The sequence below is a fragment of the Penaeicola halotolerans genome, assembly GCF_016464625.1.
GTDB lineage: Bacteria > Bacteroidota > Bacteroidia > Cytophagales > Cyclobacteriaceae > Penaeicola > Penaeicola halotolerans.
Genome location: NZ_JAEAGO010000001.1, coordinates 213,058 through 230,899, shown reverse-complemented (window position 1 = coordinate 230,899; position 17,842 = coordinate 213,058). Strand labels below are relative to the sequence as shown.

General features: G+C 40.1%; 12 protein-coding genes. 6 read left to right on the top strand and 6 right to left on the bottom strand.

Features of this window, described 5'->3' with window-relative positions:
• Positions 1-3: 3 nt before the first annotated feature.
• Both I5349_RS00975 and I5349_RS00970 read right to left on the bottom strand, forming a co-directional pair.
• A complete protein-coding gene (locus tag I5349_RS00975) occupies positions 4-1,581 on the bottom strand; it encodes a RagB/SusD family nutrient uptake outer membrane protein (protein WP_226388852.1) in 1,578 nt (525 codons plus the stop codon).
• Between the two features lie 19 nt (positions 1,582-1,600).
• Complete coding sequence (locus I5349_RS00970; protein ID WP_226388851.1) at positions 1,601-4,546, bottom strand: SusC/RagA family TonB-linked outer membrane protein; 2,946 nt, start codon at positions 4,544-4,546, stop codon at positions 1,601-1,603.
• Between the two features lie 360 nt (positions 4,547-4,906).
• Here I5349_RS00970 and I5349_RS00965 point away from each other — a divergent pair, with 360 nt between their 5' ends.
• From I5349_RS00965 to I5349_RS00940, 6 genes are all read left to right on the top strand, one after another.
• Complete coding sequence (locus tag I5349_RS00965; protein ID WP_226388850.1) at positions 4,907-5,935, top strand: LacI family DNA-binding transcriptional regulator; 1,029 nt, start codon at positions 4,907-4,909, stop codon at positions 5,933-5,935.
• Positions 5,936-6,194: 259 nt separating this feature from the next.
• Complete coding sequence (locus I5349_RS00960) at positions 6,195-8,618, top strand: glycoside hydrolase family 31 protein (protein ID WP_226388849.1); 2,424 nt, start codon at positions 6,195-6,197, stop codon at positions 8,616-8,618.
• A gap of 12 nt (positions 8,619-8,630) precedes the next feature.
• Positions 8,631-9,983, top strand: a complete 1,353-nt coding sequence (locus I5349_RS00955) for an alpha-amylase family glycosyl hydrolase (RefSeq protein WP_226388848.1) — start codon at positions 8,631-8,633, stop codon at positions 9,981-9,983.
• Positions 9,984-9,987: 4 nt separating this feature from the next.
• Positions 9,988-11,307, top strand: a complete 1,320-nt coding sequence (locus I5349_RS00950; protein ID WP_226388847.1) for an MFS transporter — start codon at positions 9,988-9,990, stop codon at positions 11,305-11,307.
• Positions 11,308-11,375: 68 nt separating this feature from the next.
• Entirely contained in the window at positions 11,376-12,242 is an 867-nt protein-coding gene (locus I5349_RS00945) for a substrate-binding domain-containing protein (protein WP_226388846.1), read from the top strand.
• A gap of 43 nt (positions 12,243-12,285) precedes the next feature.
• Positions 12,286-12,942 carry an outer membrane beta-barrel protein gene (locus I5349_RS00940; RefSeq protein ID WP_226388845.1) on the top strand — a complete coding sequence of 219 codons (657 nt, stop codon included), beginning with the start codon at positions 12,286-12,288 and terminating at the stop codon, positions 12,940-12,942.
• Between the two features lie 38 nt (positions 12,943-12,980).
• Here the strand turns inward: I5349_RS00940 and surE are convergent, their stop codons facing one another.
• From surE to dnaG, 4 genes are all read right to left on the bottom strand, one after another.
• The gene (surE, locus tag I5349_RS00935; RefSeq protein ID WP_226388844.1) at positions 12,981-13,763 is read right to left on the bottom strand and encodes a 5'/3'-nucleotidase SurE; all 783 of its coding nucleotides are present in this window, start codon (positions 13,761-13,763) and stop codon (positions 12,981-12,983) included.
• A 104-nt stretch (positions 13,764-13,867) separates the two neighbouring features.
• Positions 13,868-14,491 (bottom strand): hypothetical protein, encoded by a 624-nt coding sequence (locus I5349_RS00930; protein ID WP_226388843.1) that lies wholly within the window; start codon positions 14,489-14,491, stop codon positions 13,868-13,870.
• A 119-nt stretch (positions 14,492-14,610) separates the two neighbouring features.
• On the bottom strand, positions 14,611-15,831 hold the full coding sequence (locus I5349_RS00925) for a bifunctional 3,4-dihydroxy-2-butanone-4-phosphate synthase/GTP cyclohydrolase II (RefSeq protein ID WP_226388842.1): 1,221 nt from the start codon (positions 15,829-15,831) through the stop codon (positions 14,611-14,613).
• 72 nt (positions 15,832-15,903) lie between these two features.
• A complete protein-coding gene (gene dnaG, locus I5349_RS00920; protein WP_226388841.1) occupies positions 15,904-17,823 on the bottom strand; it encodes a DNA primase in 1,920 nt (639 codons plus the stop codon).
• Positions 17,824-17,842: the final 19 nt, after the last annotated feature.

Here is a 17,842-nt window from a genome sequence, read left to right as displayed (position 1 = left end):
TTCTTAATATCCATCATTTTGCTCCAAAGTAGGATTAGCTGTCAATTCAGCTGCTGGAAGTGGATATAAATTTCTAGTAGCTGGTACAGACTGTCCATCCTTCACGCCACCTTTCCACTGCCATAGATAATCACCACCTGTGAATAGTCCAAATCTGATCAAGTCAGATCTTCTGTGTGCTTCCCAGCTTAACTCCCTCATGCGCTCATCTAAGATGAATTGTAACGAAAGCTCTCCCGCATTGATATCTCCAGAGTTATCTCCGTAAGCTCTTCTTCTGATTTCATTTACATAAGTAAGTGCTTGTGCTTGGCTACCACCTGAGCCACCTCTAAGTACAGCCTCTGCATACATCAGATAAGCATCTGCTAATCTAAATAAAGGAAAATCTATACCAACAAATTGACCTTCAATTAAAGGACCTTGAGTTCCTGCTTTAGTTAGATTCTTAAATTTCATCACAGGAAAACCAGTGCCAAAGTCGGAGACTGTCTCTATATCATTTGTTCTTCCAGTAGTAAAAAACATCGCTCTACCATCTCCATTGCTGAAGGCATTGACATGCTCAGGACGAGCTCTCAGCCCTTGCCATCCGCCACTGACTCCAACTTGACTCGCAAAAGCACCACCTGTAGAAGCATTCACTATAAATGTAGTCCCTCCAAAAGATCTTGTATTCTCTGCATCATAAGCTATAGCAAAAATAACCTCGTTGATTCCTTGATCATTATCAGAAAAGAATAACTCATCATAGTTTGGATGAAGAGAGTACCCCGCATTTATTACCTCATTAAGTTGTGTGATTGCTTCAGTATGTCTTGGCTGATTGATGTACACTTCTGCATTGAGGTATAGCTTAGCCAAAACCATTCTAGCCGCTGCTTGATCTGCTCTAGGATATTCATTTGTTCTAGGTGCCGCTAAGTCTGGAATGATGGCCAACAACTCAGATTCTACATAGTCAAATAGCTCCGCTCTACTAGCTTGACGTGGAAAGAATGCTCCTACCGCATCTGCTTCTGTTACAAATGGTACATTACCAAACAGATCAATCGCATGGTAATAACTCATCGCTCTCAAAAATCTCGCCTCTGTTCTAAATAGTCTTGCTTCCTCAGCCTGAGCACCTGTGATCCCTCTACTAGAAAGCCTGTCATCTGATAGCTCTCTGATAAACTCATTAGCTAGTGAGATTTGATAGAAAATCCTATAGTACATTGCAGTAATGAATCTGTTGTTATCAGTGAAATTCGCACCATTCATCTGAGGAAGTCCATCATCATTCCAACCAATGATAGCTTCATCAGTTGGAAGCTCCTGCATCTTCCAGAAGGCTCTCATATAGTTTGACTCACCTTCATCTATGCCGCTGATATCAGCGTTACCAGCAGGTCCTTGCTGACCACTGAGTGCTAGACCACCATAAAGCTTAGCAAGTACATTTTTATAATTTTCAAACTCAGCATAAACTTCTACAGAAGTTTCTTCATTAAATGGGTCTTTATCAAGATCCATACAAGCTGTGACAGAGATCAAAAGTCCCATCAATAGCCCCATTACTTTATTAAATCTATTTTTCATACTCTTATAATATTTGAGATTAGAATCCGAAGTTGACACCTAGAGAAAATACTCTTGGATTTGGATAGAAATTATTGTCAATTCCTCCCGGCACTTCAGGGTCAATTCCTGAATAGTTAGTGATCACGAAGGCATTTTGAACAGCTGCACTTAGCGTCATCCTTACGCCTGAGTTAGAGATCTCTCCATAGTTATAGCTCAAGCTGATATTATCCATTCTGATAAATGAAGCGTTTTCTAGATAATAATCTGAAAAGAACTGATAGTTTTCAAAATTAGAATCTAATACATCTCTTGTCATGTTGAAGATGTACCCTTGAAGATTTAAGTTTGCATAAGAACCATTCGCTGATCTTACGTTATTGTACACATAGTTATCGAGCGATCCTCTTAGTGTAAAGCTCAAGTTCCACTTCTTATAACTCGTCTGGTTAGTGAAACCAAAGAAGTAAGGAGCATCTGGGAATTGCTGACGTACCAAATCTTCACTATTGATCACACCATCACCATTTTGATCTACATAAGCCCCTTCTATCGGAGTACCATCTGTGTTATATACTTGTTCGAAAAGATAGAAAGTATTTGGAGCAAAGCCAACTGACTGAATCTGAACAGTGTTACCTGTTCCACCAGCGATACCACCTACCAATATTCCTTCAGAGTCGTCTTCTACATTAGATAGGCTTGTGATAGTATTTTTATTGTAGGTAAAGTTAGCTCCGATATCCCACTTCAAATCAGCCGTATTGACTAAGTTGACATTCAAAGCTACTTCTATACCTTCATTTTCGATATTACCCACGTTGGTAAAGAGTCTGTTTGTCAAGTTAGTACCAGCAGGAACTGGGATCACAGAAAGTAGGTCATTAGTACGCTTGAAGTAGTAGTCTACCGAACCGTAAAATTTACCACTTGCAAATTCGAAATCTAAACCAGCATTGTATGTTTCAGTCTCCTCCCATTTGATATTACTATCATAACCTTCTGGCCTAAAAGTCGTGAAAAATTCTCCACCAAATTGATAACGCGCTGCATCATTACTTCTAGTATATCTAGGAAGGAATGGTAGTGTAGCACCTATGTCTTGCTGACCTGTAACGCCATAACCCACTCTAAGCTTCAAATCTGTAACAGTAGTATTACCTTTTAAGAAGCCTTCTTCCGAGATTCTCCAAGCACCCGCTACTGAAGGGAACACACCCCATCTGTTATCCTCGGCAAATCTAGATGAACCGTCAGTTCTCACTGTAGCAGTGATCAGGTACTTGTCGGAGAAGTTATAGTTTACTCTACCAAAGTAAGAGATTAGTCTATATTCTGGACGAGATGCGATAGGAGCAGGACTAATCTGAGTTCCTTCAGCATTGAATACTGCGAATGCAGGATTGTCGATTCTAAAATCTTGTGCTGAATAACCAGCTGTGACATCAATACTTCCAGCATTACCTAAATCTTTCACATAGTTAAAGTAAAAGTCAGCAAGTAAGTTTCTTTTATCTTGCTCATATCTAGAGAATGAACCACCCACTAGGAATGACTCAGCTGCCGTAGCTGGGATGATCACTCTTCCTTCACTTTGGCTTACATCATACCCTAGATTTAAGTTAGCGCTTAGACCTTCTACAAAAGGAAGGGCATAATTGAATTGGATATTACCGATGCTTCTAAATACATCTCCTCTATCATCTCTTTGATCTAGTAGACCTACAGGATTTCTAGGAGCGATATTATTAGGATTGCTACCTACTAACCACTCATAATATCCATTGATACCGTTTTCACTAAATACTGGCTGAGTAGGATCAAAAGTGATCGCATTGCCTAGTGCAGCACCTGATGCAAATTGGCTCGTAGTTCCAACTGCTTTTAAGTTCAAATTTACTTTCAAGTCATCATTGAAAAAAGATGGACTCAAATTTAAGCTACCAGACATACGCTCTAGCTTATCTGTCTTTAAGATACCATCTTGGCTTAGATAACCAGCGGAAACTCTGATCGGAAGGAAATCTCCTATGCTACCGCTTACAGTGACATTAGCATCATGTGTAAAGGCTTGCTGATACACTTGGTCTTGCCAGTTTGTCGTAGCATCTCCAATAAGAGCTTGCTGAGAAGCGTTTGCATTGGTCAAAGCTGCTGCTCTGATCTCATCTGCTGAAAGCATATCAACTGTTCTGGTGATTTGCGCAAGTGAACCTCTATAGCCAGCATCTACTTTGAGACCTTGACCAGCTTTACCTTTTGTAGTTGTGATGAGGATCACCCCATTAGATGCTCTAGAACCATAGATAGCTGTTGCAGACGCATCTTTTAAGATATCAAATGTTTCGATGTCATTTGGATTGAGGAAGTTGAGAGGGTTAGAAGTACCCGCTGTGCCAGAATTGTCGATCGGCACACCATCGATGACTATGAGTGGATCGTTACTTGCGTTGAGTGATGACCCTCCACGGATTCTGATACGCGCGCCAGCACCTGGACGACCGTTATTAGGCGTGATTTGGACACCTGCTACTTTACCAGTAACAAGCTGCTCAGCAGTAGTCACTTGACCTGCATTAAAATCCTCTCTTGTGACAGAGGCTACTGATCCTGTGATGTCTACTTTTCTCTGCGTACCATAGCCTACTACGACTAGTTCATCTAGCTCACGAGAATCAGATTCTAAGGCTATATTAATAATACTTGCATTACCTACTCGTCTTTCTTGAGTAGTAAACCCAAGGAAAGAAAAAGAAAGCACTGCATCAGGACCTGATACTTCTATAGAGTAATTACCATCAGTATCAGTGGTAGTTCCTTGAGTTGTTCCTTTGATGGATACATTGACAAATGGAAGAGGTTCATTATCCTCTGCTGAGGTGACCTTACCGGTAACTGTCCTGTCTTGTGCAAATACTGAGAATGAAAACAGCAGTGCCAAAGACAACAACATTACCCTCATGGGAGTAAATTTTTTCTGCATAGTAGTTAATTTGGATATATTGAAAATTAGAAATAATTGAATCTGCTTAGCTCGAAAAAGTACAACACCTCCTACAAAATGCACCAGATGCCATACAAGGGAAAGACCAGCTTTGCTTTAAATTCTCTTAATTTCTATTGAAATATTATGCAAAAATTAAGTAAGGGACAAACTAAAAAATATAAAAAAAGCTAGTTTTTTCATTGCAATCGAAACCGCAATCGATTGCATAGGTTAAAAAATTTCAAACTTTTTTTTGTCATAAGAAGTATTCATTACCATTTTAGATAAATCATAAAGATTTCGAATGTTTAAAATGCTGGATTTACATTATATTTCGAATCCTAGAAAAATACCAATATGAAAATCGGTCAAGCTACTATAAAAGATATCGCAAAAGCACTCAATGTTTCATCCTCCACAGTATCAAGGGCTTTGAAGGATTATCCAGGTATCAGTGATGAGACAAAGAAAGCTGTAAAAGAGCTGGCCAAAAAGATGAATTACCGCCCAAATGCTGTTGCTTTGAGCCTCAGAAAGAGTAAATCCAATACTATTGGAGTAATCATTCCTGAAATTGTTCATTTCTTCTTTTCTACAGTCATCAGCGGCATAGAGGAAGTCGCTTTCAAAGAGGGCTATAATGTCATCTTATCCCAGACCAATGAGTCTTACAATAGAGAAATCAACAGTGTCAATACATTACTTGCTAGTCAAGTAGATGGACTTTTAGTCTCTTTCACCAAAGAAACGAATGATTTTGAGCACTTTAATGATCTTCTGGAGAGAAATTTCCCTATTGTATTCTTTGACAGAATTTCTGAAAAGATCAATGCTACTTCGGTCATCGTTAACGATTTCTCTGGTGCTTACAAAGCTACTGAACATTTAATACAGCAAGGAGATACCAAAATTGTACATTTGGCAGGGCCTAGCAATCTACTTATCAGCAAAAAGAGGTTAGAAGGCTACCTAGCTGCTCTTCGTGACAATGGTATCCCTATAGATGATCAGCTTATCATCGAATGCCCTAAAGGCACTCAGGAGGAAAGTTATCTTACTATGCTAGATTTTATGCGCAAGCGACAGGATATTACAGGGATATTTGCTAGCAATGACCTAGCTGCATCAGGTGCAATGAAGGCAGCGCAAGAGCTTGGTAAGCAAGTACCTTCAGAAATTGGGATTGTAGGGTTTAGCAACTGGCAATTTAGCTCACTGATAAATCCTCCACTTAGTACTGTAGAGCAGTCTGGCTTCAAGATCGGAGAAACTGCGGCTAAACTGCTAATAGATCAGATCAATTTTATGAATGAGCACCCTGTATATCCATTTACTGAAATCATGGATGCGACACTCCTCGTGAGAGCTTCTTCGCTCAAAAAGTAAGTGCGTTTAGATCTTGTTTAAAATTTTTTCATTTTTTTTCTAAATAATTACTCTTTTTGTGCAATCGATTGAAAGCTATCACAAAGCTACGTTTGGACCTTATAAGGGATAACTTAGAAGCCTTATCTCCCTTTACGTACCGCTTGCTTACTTTTTCGCTTTATATTTTAATCCTAAATTAGCTTTGCTTATTGGTGAAAAAGGGTCACTACGCCTAAGGGAAAGCCGCTAAGTTGTCAACATCAAATCTTTACCCAAAATGACTACAATCACAAAAACCATCCCCAAGGATGGAGATCATATTGCTGTAGGCGGGCTTATACATTTCGACACACTTCCTCATGGAATCATCGGAACTACTGAAAATTGTCAGTTTAGCATATCACTTTATGCTTCCTCTATATTCAGAATCAGGATCAGTAGAAAAGACACTTTTGATCAAAATCCTTACGCAGTAGTAGTTTCTCCGACTGATGATTTGTTTGAGCTACAAGAAACCTCGGACAAACTCATCCTCAGCACTGACACTATAGATCTTCATGTTTCCAAATACCCTGTTCGCTTCTCATTCTATACCAAAGATGGACAATTGATCAACCAAGACGACCCGGCTTTTGGTACATCATGGCAAGGAACAGAAGTATCCACTTATAAAAGCTTGCAAGCAGGTGAGCGTTTCATTGGTTTAGGGGAGAAAACAGGAAATCTCGACAGAGCTGGCAAAGCTTATACCAACTGGAACACTGATTTCTTTGCGTATGGAGTAGATGCTGATCCACTTTACCTCTCTATACCCTTTTATATAGGGATACACAGTGGACTTAGTTATGGAATCTTTTTTGACAATACTCATAAGTCCATTTTCAACTTTGGAGCTTCCAATAGACGCTTTTCTTACTTCAGCGCAGAAGATGGCGATATGGACTACTACTTCATCCATGAAGCAGAAGTCAAAGATATCATCAGCGCATATACCTACTTGACAGGCAAAATAGAGCTCCCCCCCAAATGGGCTCTCGGCTATCAACAATGTCGCTACTCGTACTATCCAGACTCAGAAGTACTCAATGTAGCAAGAACATTTAGAGACAAAGATCTGCCAGCTGATGTGATCTATCTAGATATCCATCACATGGAAGGTTATAAGGTATTTACCTTTGATGAGCAGCGTTTCCCAAATCCTAAAAAACTCACCGAGAAATTAGCAGAAATGGGCTTCAAAGTAGCTGTCATCGTAGATCCTGGTGTCAAAGTTCAAAATGGCTATGCCCCTTATGAGGAGGGAAAGGCTAAAGACCTCTTCGTCAAGTATCCTGACGGAGAAGACTATGAAGCTGAAGTATGGCCTGGATGGTGCAACCTGCCAGACTTCACTAAAGCAGAAACAAGAGACTGGTGGTCTGAATGGATGAAGTTTTACACTGATAGAGGTATCAGAGGATTTTGGAATGACATGAACGAACCTGCATCTTGGGGTCAGCACACCCCAAACTTGATCGAGTTTGACTTCGATGGACAAAAGACTAGCCATAGAAAAGCTAGAAACATCTATGGTCAAAATATGGTCAAAAGCACCGTAGAAGGCGCTAAAAAACATCTCAATGAAAGACCACTCATGCTCACAAGATCTGGCTACGCTGGCATACAGCGCTACACAGCCGTATGGACTGGAGACAATGTCGCTTCTGACGAACATATGCTCGCTGGTATCAGATTACTCAATAGCATGGGGCTTAGTGGCATCCCTTTCACAGGTTATGATGTAGGAGGCTTTTGCGGACACGCATCTCCTAGCCTATTTGCTAGATGGATGTCTATCGCTACTTTCTCTCCATTTTTCAGAGGACATTCTATGATCAATTCACCTGATTCAGAGCCTTGGGCATTTGGTGAAGAAGTAGAAGAAATCTCTAGAAACTACCTGAAATTGAGATATAAGCTCATTCCTTATATCTATAGCACTTTATATGAGTCTTCTCAAAATGGTCTTCCTGTAGTCAGAAGTTTGGCTATCACGGATACGCATGATGCTAAAGTATATGATCCTGCTTATCAAAATCAATACCTCTTCGGACATGGTATCTTGGTAGCTCCAGTAGAAAGCACTAAAGAAATCACTAAGGTCTACCTCCCAAAAGGTGAGTGGTACTATCTATTCAATGATCAAGCCTACAAAGGTTCACAGGAAGCTTATGTAGACTGTCCGATCAGTCACCTACCTGTTTTTGTGAAAGGTTCTTCTATCATACCTATACAATCAGACGTAAAGCACTTGGATGAAAAACCATCCGAAACATTGGAACTACATCTATATCAAGGAAGTCAAACAAATGAATTTGTACTTTATGAAGATGATGGTACCTCTTATGATTTTAAAAAAGGTGCTTTTCACAAAAGAACCTTGAGATATGATTCTGCAAATAGCCAACTAGTATTTAAGCCGAGTTTAGGCGATATGGATACTCACTTTAAAGAAGTGAAGCTTTATCTTCATGGTTTTGATTTAGATAGCGTAAGAGTCAATGACATCAGAGTCAATGTGCAAAAAGTCAATTATGCATTTATCCAGCAGATATCTCAGTTTGACCCACTGCCTGAAAACACCAACTTGCATCATGAGATCAAAGGTTTGCCTTGTATTACTTTTAAATTAGTAGATGAGCAAATCACGATCAAATTTTAACCCAAAATACCTATGAAATTTTACTTAAAATCGATTGGATTACTACTGCTCTCTGCGATCGTAGCTTGTACCAGTCCATCAGAGCAAAAAACCGAAATTCAGACTAGTGAATACCCTGAATGGACAAAAGATAAAAATCTCTACGAAGTCAATATCAGACAATACACGCCAGAAGGGACTTTCAACGCATTTGCTGCTGAACTACCTCGACTCAAGGACATGGGGGTAGATATCCTTTGGCTGATGCCAATTCATCCAGTAGGTGAAAAGAATGCCAAAGGCTCACTGGGTAGCTACTATGCCGTAAAAGATTATAAAGCGGTAAATCCAAACTATGGTACAGAAGAGGATTTTAGAAATCTAGTCAAGAAAGCACATGATCTAGGGATGTACATCATCATAGACTGGGTGGCTAACCACACTGCTTGGGACAATCCACTTACCATCTCCAACCCAGAGTGGTATACCAAAGATAGTTTAGGCAATTTCACCCCTCCTGTGGGTACTGACTGGTCAGACGTGATCGATCTCAACTATGAAAATGAGGAATTGAATACTTACATGATCGATGCACTGAGCTATTGGGTGGAAGAATTTGACATAGACGGCTACAGATGCGATGTAGCAGACTGGGTACCTGCTGAGTTTTGGAAAAGGGCTATCGATACCTTGAGAAGTAAAAAAGAAGTATTCATGTTAGCCGAGGCTGAAAATCCTGAAATGCATGAAGTAGGGTTTAACATGACTTATTCATGGGAGCTTTTTCATCACATAAATGCCATAGCTGGTGGTAAAGAAAATGCACACCACTTAGACTCTATGATCACTAAAAATGCTACTAGATTTTCTATGGAAAACTACCGCATGAACTTCATCACTAATCACGATGAAAATAGCTGGAACGGAACTGCTGATAGCCTTTTAGGTGATGCTCATGAAACTATGCTAGCCCTGACATACACACTTCCAGGCATGCCTCTCACCTACTCTGGTCAAGAATCTAATAATCAAAAGAAACTTGAGTTTTTTGAGAAAGATGCTATTCAGTGGGGTGATTATGAAATGGCAAACTTCTATCGCCAACTCAATCAGCTCAAACATGAGCAGCCAGCCCTTTGGAATGGTGATTTTGGAGGAAGTTTTGAGAAAATCAAAACAAGCAATGATACCGATATATTTGCTTTCAATAGGATAAAAGGAGATGATGTTGTCACAGTGATCTTTAATTTGAGTAGTAATGATCAAGAGGTCACTATGAAGACGCCTATCTCTGGGACAGATTACTTCTCTCAAGAAAAGATATCTATAGCTGTTGACGAGAAGCTAAGCCTAGCTCCTTGGGCTTACCACATTCTAATCAAATAAGCTCATGGAAAAGAAAAGACTTTCTTTTTGGCAGATATGGAACATGAGCTTTGGCTTTTTGGGGATACAATTTGGCTTTGCGCTTCAAGGTGGCTTCATGTCTCGTATTTTCCAGACGCTAGGTGCTGAAAAAGATGCCATCCCATTTTTATGGATTGCAGCTCCTCTCACAGGTCTGATAGTTCAGCCTATCGTAGGTTATCTCAGTGACCGCACATGGCATCCTACGCTTGGTCGTAGAAGACCTTTCTTCTTGATCGGTGCTATCTTGAGTACTATTGCACTTTTCTTTGCACCTTACTCTTCTGCCTTGTGGATGGCAGCTGGTTCACTTTGGATATTAGATGCCTCTATCAATATCTCGATGGAGCCATTTAGAGCCCTCGTAGCGGATAAGTTACCCGATAGTCAGCGTTCTTATGGCTTTGTGATGCAGACCCTCATCATCGGTATAGGTACTTGGGTAGCGAGCAATCTTCCATGGCTGATGACTAAAATGGGCGTGCCAAATACCGCAGCTCCAGGAGTGGTTCCAGACTCAGTAAAATATGCTTTCACTATTGGTGCTATAGTATTTATAGTTTCTATCCTTTATACTATTTTCACTACAAACGAGTATCCACCAGAAGATCTAGAAGCTTTCAAAAAAGAGAAAGAATCTACCAAAGGGTTTGCTCATGGGATCACAGAAGTCTTTAATAATATCGCTAGCATGCCAAAAGTCATGGCTAAGCTAGGGCTTGTGCAGTTTTTCTCTTGGTTTGCCTTCTTTACGATGTGGAGCTTTGCTACCCCAGCTATCACTGAGCACGTATTCAAAGCCACAGACACAGCTTCAGCTGCATACAATGATGCCGCTGATTTAGTGGGCAACTATCTGGGTACCTATGGACTTGTATCCATGTTTTTTGCGCTGATTTTGACATTTATCACCAGTCGCATACGCATCAATAGAAAGCTAGTTCATATGGGGAGTTTGATACTTGGTGGATTGGGTTTTATCTCAATTTACTTTGTAGAAAATCCCGCCAATCTTCACTATTCTTTTGCTCTGGTAGGGATTGCCTGGGCGAGTATACTTTCTATGCCTTATGCCATGCTCTCTAGTGCCATAGATCCTAAAAAGATGGGAGTTTACATGGGTATATTCAATATGTTCATTGTCATACCGCAAATCATAGCTGCCCTAGGAGGTATCAATTTTACTTATAAATTGATCTTTGGCGAAGAAGTGATTTATACCATGGTATTGGCAGGTTGTTCATTGATACTAGCTGGTTTGAGTAATTTTTGGATTGTTAACAAAAAGGCTATTCACGACTAAATTCACTACCTATTAAACTGAAGGCTGTACTGTGTTTTATCGGTACAGCTTTTTTATTTTTGTCCATCATGAAAAAGATCAAAGTCGTAGGCGTACCCGAGCATTTCAACTATCCTTGGCATAGTGCTATAGAAAAGGGATTATTTGAGCATATCAGTGTGGAAATTATCTGGCAAGATGTCCCAGAAGGTAGCGGTGCCATGAACCAAATGATTAGAGGTGGTGAAGCTGATATTGCTCTTATACTCACAGAGAGTGCACTCAGGGACATCGCTATGGGTAGTGCCGCCAAAATATGTAGTAGCTATGTAGACAGTCCACTGATATGGGGTGTACATACACCAGCCCTTAGTCAAGCACAAGAGATCAATGACCTAAAAGGCCAAAAAATAGCGATAAGTAGATACGGTTCGGGCTCTCATTTGATGAGTTATGTGATGGCAAAGCAGAATGGATGGAACATGGACAAAGACCTCCACTTTGAAGTAGTTAATAATCTAGCGGGTGCTAGAGAGTCTTTCTCAGAGCAGACTACTGAAGGTTTTCTCTGGGAGAAATTCATGACGCAACCTTTGGTGGACAGTGGAGAGTTTAGAAGAATCGGAGAAGTCCCTACTCCGTGGCCATGTTTTGCAGTGGTGATTCATCCTAGGCTTCATGATGAACGACAGCTCTTATGCGCTATCCTTGAAATCATATTTGCTGAAGCACAATTACTAAAAACTAATGCAGAGACTACAGCAAGGCTGATTGCAGACAGGTACAAATTACAAAAGGATCAAGTCTCTAAATGGTTGACTTTGACTCAATGGAGTAAATCGGTTCATGTAGATAAAGGAAAGATGCAAAAAACGCTTGACCTTTTGGAAGACCTATCACTCATAGATGCTCACACATCTGCTAATGATTGCATTTTAAATATTTCAATGGATTGAGACACTGTATAAACCTAGCACGTCATGAGAAAAAAAGATACTCATGAAGAAAATTTACTTATTGACTTTTTGCTGCTTTCTAAGTCTGACGACTTTCGCTCAAAAATGGCAGATCAGTGCTAGCTATAGTATCGACCAACTGCAGAAACTAGATGAGCTAACTCCTTTTGGCTTTAATGAAATTGGTTATGGATATGTGGTCCAGTCAAAAGCTAGTAACTATGCCATCAATCTTGGGGTGCAAAGACAGCTTACTAATCGACTACAAATCATCAGTGGCTTTGGCTATAGTGAACGTGATCTAGAGGGCTACTTTTCTTGTCCTGTATGCTCATTCACTTTCTACCCCTTAATGGCTAGACTTAGCTACGTTCCATTTAGTCAAGAAGAATTTAAGCTGAGATATCTGGAGATTCCAATTGGTATTCGCTATCGATTATGGGAAACTAAGTTATTCAATCTCTCAGCACTAGCTGGCTTGCGTCAGAGCTTTGCAGTGGAGAAATCAGAAGAAATAAAAGACCTCAATGACCAACTGCTCAATGGATATGCAGGAATAGAAATAGGGATCCCATTCCTGAAGAAATTTGAATTCACAATCAATTCAAGGTACCAAAAAACCATGAGTGACTTCCAAAAAGATAGCAGCTTTGATCTGAGCTTGTGGAGCTATAGTGCAGGTATCTCATATCGACTGTAAAGCAAAATGCGCAATACTAAAATTGCGCATTTTTTGATTTATAAGCCTTGTAGATCCCATTCATCATTGAGTTGACTGATTGCGTGATGTGCAGTCAAGTCAAACATACATGGTACGATAGAGACGTAGTTATTTGCGATTGCCCACTCATCATTATCTTCTCCTTTATCAAAATTGACAAAGTTGCCAGCCATCCAAAAGTATCTTCTACCATTTGGATCAAAGCGTTCATCAAACTCCTCCTGCCATTTGGCTCGTGCCTGACGACAAATTTTTACCCCTTTGATATTTTCGTTTCTTTTCGGAGGAAAGTTCACATTGAGTGCTACGCCTTTTGGCATTCCTTTTTCTAATACTTCCAGTGCTATACTTTTGATATACTCCTCTGTATGAGTGAAATCCGCATCATGTCCATAGTCACAAAGTGAAAAACCTACAGAAGGGAGGCCTTCTATAGCTCCCTCAATAGCGGCTGACATCGTACCTGAGTATAGCACACTGATGGAGGTATTGCTACCGTGATTTACTCCACTGACAAGCAGATCAGGCTGCCTGTCTTTGAGTACGTGGTGTTTGGCTAGTTTGACACAGTCAGCGGGAGTCCCTGAAGACTTGTATGCGACCACATCACCAAAGATATCCTCTCTAGTTAGTCTGAGCGTATTGCCTATCGTAATCGCGTGACCCATCCCTGACTGCGGACCATCTGGAGCCACTACCACTACCTCTCCTATTTGCTTCATGACATTGACTAGCGTACGAATGCCCTTCGAAGTGATGCCATCATCATTTGACACTAAAATCAACGGTTTTTTCTTCATTATATCTCTTGTTAAACTATTGTCTTGCTATGCTTCAAAAGTACTCATACTTAGTAAGAGTCCATAAAAAAAGGTGAATTTCATCACCTTTAAAACTCTTTTAATTATACGCTTTTGAGCTTGTTGTACTGTGCTATGATTCGAAGCAGATCTCCTCTTTTGTCATGAGATAGTTTTGCCTTTTTCATGAAATCTTTGATCTCTGGCAGCCTATCTTCCACTACTTCATAAAGATCCTTCTTCTTGGTAGAGTACTTCTCTATCTGATTATCCCTGACAAAATAATAATCAAACATCAAGCGTCTTGACCCTATGGTAGGTCCCCAGCCATAATAGTCCATTCGCCCATTTTGATAGTCTGTGGTGAGATATTCACGGCAAAGTAATGAAATCTCTTTTCCTTCGGTCAATACCTCAAAAAATATGGGTGCTTGGTAATTGCCACTGATCGCGTAGGGAATCGAATAGAAAACCCTAATACCACCATAATACTCGTCAAATATCTCAAAAGAAACCACTGACTGAGCAGTGTAGGTTTTGATCGTGCCATCTACTTCTACTTGAATCAGGTTATTATCTAGATCATACTTGATGCGTCCTTGAAGTAGGGAGTTGTCTGTGAAGGCAGCTTTACCATTGTGCCAAATCTCTGAAGGAAACTGTTGTGAAAATCCTTCAAAAACAAAGGTTAAAGATATGATAGCTAGGAGAACAAGATTTTTCCACATATCATTTACTGTTTTATTTAATACTACATCAATTTAACGAAAAAGGATCGCATATGTTGAAAATCACAAAATATATGCTAAAGTTTTAAAAATATAAAAGGCTCACAAGGAGCCTTTTATCATTTCAAGTTTGGGAGTATATGTCCCATTTTATCTTTTTTCGTTTTCAAGTATTTTTCATTGTGAGGATTGGGCGTGACCTCTATACCTACAGATTCCACTATCTCTAATCCATATCCTATGAGGCCTGCTCTTTTCTTTGGATTATTGGAGATCAATTTGATTTTTGACACACCTAGGTCTCTAAGTATCTGTGCACCTACCCCATAGTCTCTCTGATCCATCTGAAAACCGAGTGCAAGATTAGCCTGCACGGTATCCATACCTTGCTCTTGTAGCTTATATGCCTTCAATTTATTGAGTAAACCTATACCTCTTCCCTCTTGATTCATGTAGAGCACTACACCCTTACCTGCTTGCTGTACCATCTCCATAGCCTTGTGTAGCTGAGGTCCACAGTCGCATCTGCATGAGCCAAATATGTCGCCCGTCATACAAGAAGAATGAACTCTCACTAATACTGGCTCATCTTTTTCCCAAGATCCTTTGATCAGGGCTAGATGAAGCTCATCTGTATTAGTTTGTCTGAAAGCGATCAAGTCAAAATCTCCAAATCCAGTAGGCATCTCTACGCCAATCTCTCTTTTGATGAGGGAGTCCTTTTGAAGTCTGTATTCGATCAGGTCTTTGATAGACACTAACTTGAGGTTAAACTTCTCGGCTACTTTTTTCAAGTCTGGAAGTCTAGCCATCGTACCATCTTCGTTCATGATCTCTACTAGCACTCCACCTGGCTGGAAACCTGCTATTCTTGCCAAATCAATAGAAGCTTCTGTATGACCTGTTCTTCTGAGCACACCACCTCTTTTAGCTTTCAATGGAAAAATATGCCCAGGCTTTCCAAGCTCTTCTGGTTTAGTATTAGGATCGACTAGCGCTTTGATCGTTTTAGCACGATCGCTAGCTGAGATACCCGTAGTACATCCATGACCAATCAAGTCTACTGATACCGTGAAAGGTGTTTCGAATGTGGCGGTATTTTTACCCACCATAAGTTCTAATCCAAGCTCTTCGCATCTATCTTCGATGATCGCGGCACAGATCAAGCCTCTGCCATGAGTCGCCATGAAATTGATAATCTCAGGCGTGACTTTTTCTGCAGCACAGATGAAGTCGCCTTCATTTTCGCGATCCTCATCATCTACTACGATGACTATCTCCCCATTTCTGATAGCTTCTATGGCTTCCTCTATGGTATCTAGTTTTATTTGTTCTGACATTGGGCTTGTATTTTGGCGCAAAAATAGCGCATTTTGAATGAAAACTTCTGTCTAAAGCAATAAGTTTCAAAACTAAGAGCTTATTACTATACCTAACTGTAAAGCAATTTCTCTATCTATTTTCTTCAATTCCATACTAATAAGTTGGTACTTCTCAACTTCATTTTCTGTAGAGTTTTTTAAATCATTTAAATTTTGAGCTATTAATTTTTTAACAATCTTGTGCTTAAGTTTTAGTACAGCCTTGTAGATCGTTATGTTTAGATTATCCTCTTCCTTAGAAATGAAAATACCATGCCTACCAGTCCAATGTTCGCTTAATTCATACTTGGTACTGATCATGTGAATCACCTCATTTTTGATTTGAGAATCATCGACCTTGAGAAAGTAATCTGCATCAGGGATGTGTCCCTTAGCAAGTGCCTCTTTATATAGCGCGATCATCTGACTGTAGATGGGAGTTTGAAAATCCACTTCCTCGAGCTCTTGAAGTAGATACTCCGCTACTTTGATGTTTTCATCTAAGTTTTGGAATCCATACACGATCAACATCCGAACTGTCTCCCGCTCCTGCAATGCGATAATCTGATCTTGGGTCGCACTAGTCGAAGATGCGATGTCTTCGATCAGTTCTTGATCTAATAGAGGAGGATTAGTAAAGCTTTCACTTCTTTCTGTATCCGCTTTACTTTTTAGCAAAAGTTTATTTAACTCACTATAAAGCAAGCTTTCTTCGATCTCCAAGTGCAAGCTGCAGTCTTTGATATAGACTGCCCGCTTAAGTGGATCAGGGATTTTAGAAATACTGATTACTACCTCTCTGATGACTTCTGCTTTTTTGATCGGGTCTTTCGCTAGATCATCTGCTACTAGGTCTAGCTTGAAAGTCATAAAGTCTTTCGCTTGCGCTAGGAGGTACTGCTGAAAATCAGAAGAACCTAACTTCTGCGAATAACTATCTGGATCTTCACCATCTGGAAAGACTACCGCTTTGACATTGAGCCCGCCTGCCAAGAGTAAATCAATCCCTCTCAAGGAAGCTTTGATCCCAGCCTGATCTCCATCAAAAAGCACTGTGACATTGTCTGTGAATCGCTTGATTAGGGTAATTTGTCCTTCTGTCAAAGAAGTCCCAGAGGAAGCCACTACGTTTTCTATGCCTGATAGATGTAGCGATATCACATCTGTGTAGCCTTCTACGAGATAGCAATTATCCTTAGCCCTAAGCGCTTGCTTAGCTTGGGATATGCCATAGAGTACATCACTTTTATGATAGACTTCTGTCTCTGGTGAGTTGATGTATTTAGGTTGATTTTTATCTGCCTTGAGTATCCTTGCACCAAAGGCTATAGATTTACCAGCGACATTGTGAATAGGGAAAATAACCCGCCCTCTAAAACGATCATAAAAGCGATCCTCCTTTGGGATGATGAGCCCACATTTCTCTAAAATCTCCTTTTCATATCCTTGCTTTTGAGCAGAAGTGAGGAGTGCATCCCATTTGTCTAGTGCATATCCAAGGTCAAATTTCTGGATGATTTCCTTGCTAAATCCTCTTTCATAAAAATAGCTAAGACCAATCGACTTACCTTCTTCGGTCTCTAGGTTCAGTTTAAAAAACTCCTTGGCATAATTGAGTGCTATCAGCATACTCTCTCGCTCATTATAGCGCTGTTGTTGCTCATCAGAGATCTCTTCCTCTTCTTCTATTTCTACACCATATTTTTTAGCCAAGTGGCGGATAGCTTCTGGATAGTTTACCCCCTCAATATCCATGACAAACTGCACGGAGTCACCAGCCTTGCCACAACCAAAACATTTGTAGATTCCCTTGGCTGGAGAAACAGAAAAGGAAGGTGATTTTTCGTTGTGAAAAGGACAACAAGCCCACATATTTTGTCCCTTCTTTTTGAGAGGAACATAGTCTCCTACCACCTCTTCTATCATAGCGAGGCTTTTGATGTGTTCGGCTGTTGATTGACTTATTGACAAAAGTTTGAAATTAAATTTA

Excerpts from the sequence above, each read along its gene's own strand:
- I5349_RS00975 (WP_226388852.1), bottom strand. The coding sequence starts at position 1,581 with ATGAAAAATAGATTTAATAAAGTAATGGGGCTATTGATGGGACTTTTG.
- I5349_RS00970 (WP_226388851.1), bottom strand. The coding sequence starts at position 4,546 with ATGCAGAAAAAATTTACTCCCATGAGGGTAATGTTGTTGTCTTTGGCA.
- I5349_RS00965 (WP_226388850.1), top strand. The coding sequence starts at position 4,907 with ATGAAAATCGGTCAAGCTACTATAAAAGATATCGCAAAAGCACTCAAT.
- I5349_RS00960 (WP_226388849.1), top strand. The coding sequence starts at position 6,195 with ATGACTACAATCACAAAAACCATCCCCAAGGATGGAGATCATATTGCT.
- I5349_RS00955 (WP_226388848.1), top strand. The coding sequence starts at position 8,631 with ATGAAATTTTACTTAAAATCGATTGGATTACTACTGCTCTCTGCGATC.
- I5349_RS00950 (WP_226388847.1), top strand. The coding sequence starts at position 9,988 with ATGGAAAAGAAAAGACTTTCTTTTTGGCAGATATGGAACATGAGCTTT.
- I5349_RS00945 (WP_226388846.1), top strand. The coding sequence starts at position 11,376 with ATGAAAAAGATCAAAGTCGTAGGCGTACCCGAGCATTTCAACTATCCT.
- I5349_RS00940 (WP_226388845.1), top strand. The coding sequence starts at position 12,286 with ATGAAGAAAATTTACTTATTGACTTTTTGCTGCTTTCTAAGTCTGACG.
- surE (WP_226388844.1), bottom strand. The coding sequence starts at position 13,763 with ATGAAGAAAAAACCGTTGATTTTAGTGTCAAATGATGATGGCATCACT.
- I5349_RS00930 (WP_226388843.1), bottom strand. The coding sequence starts at position 14,491 with ATGTGGAAAAATCTTGTTCTCCTAGCTATCATATCTTTAACCTTTGTT.
- I5349_RS00925 (WP_226388842.1), bottom strand. The coding sequence starts at position 15,831 with ATGTCAGAACAAATAAAACTAGATACCATAGAGGAAGCCATAGAAGCT.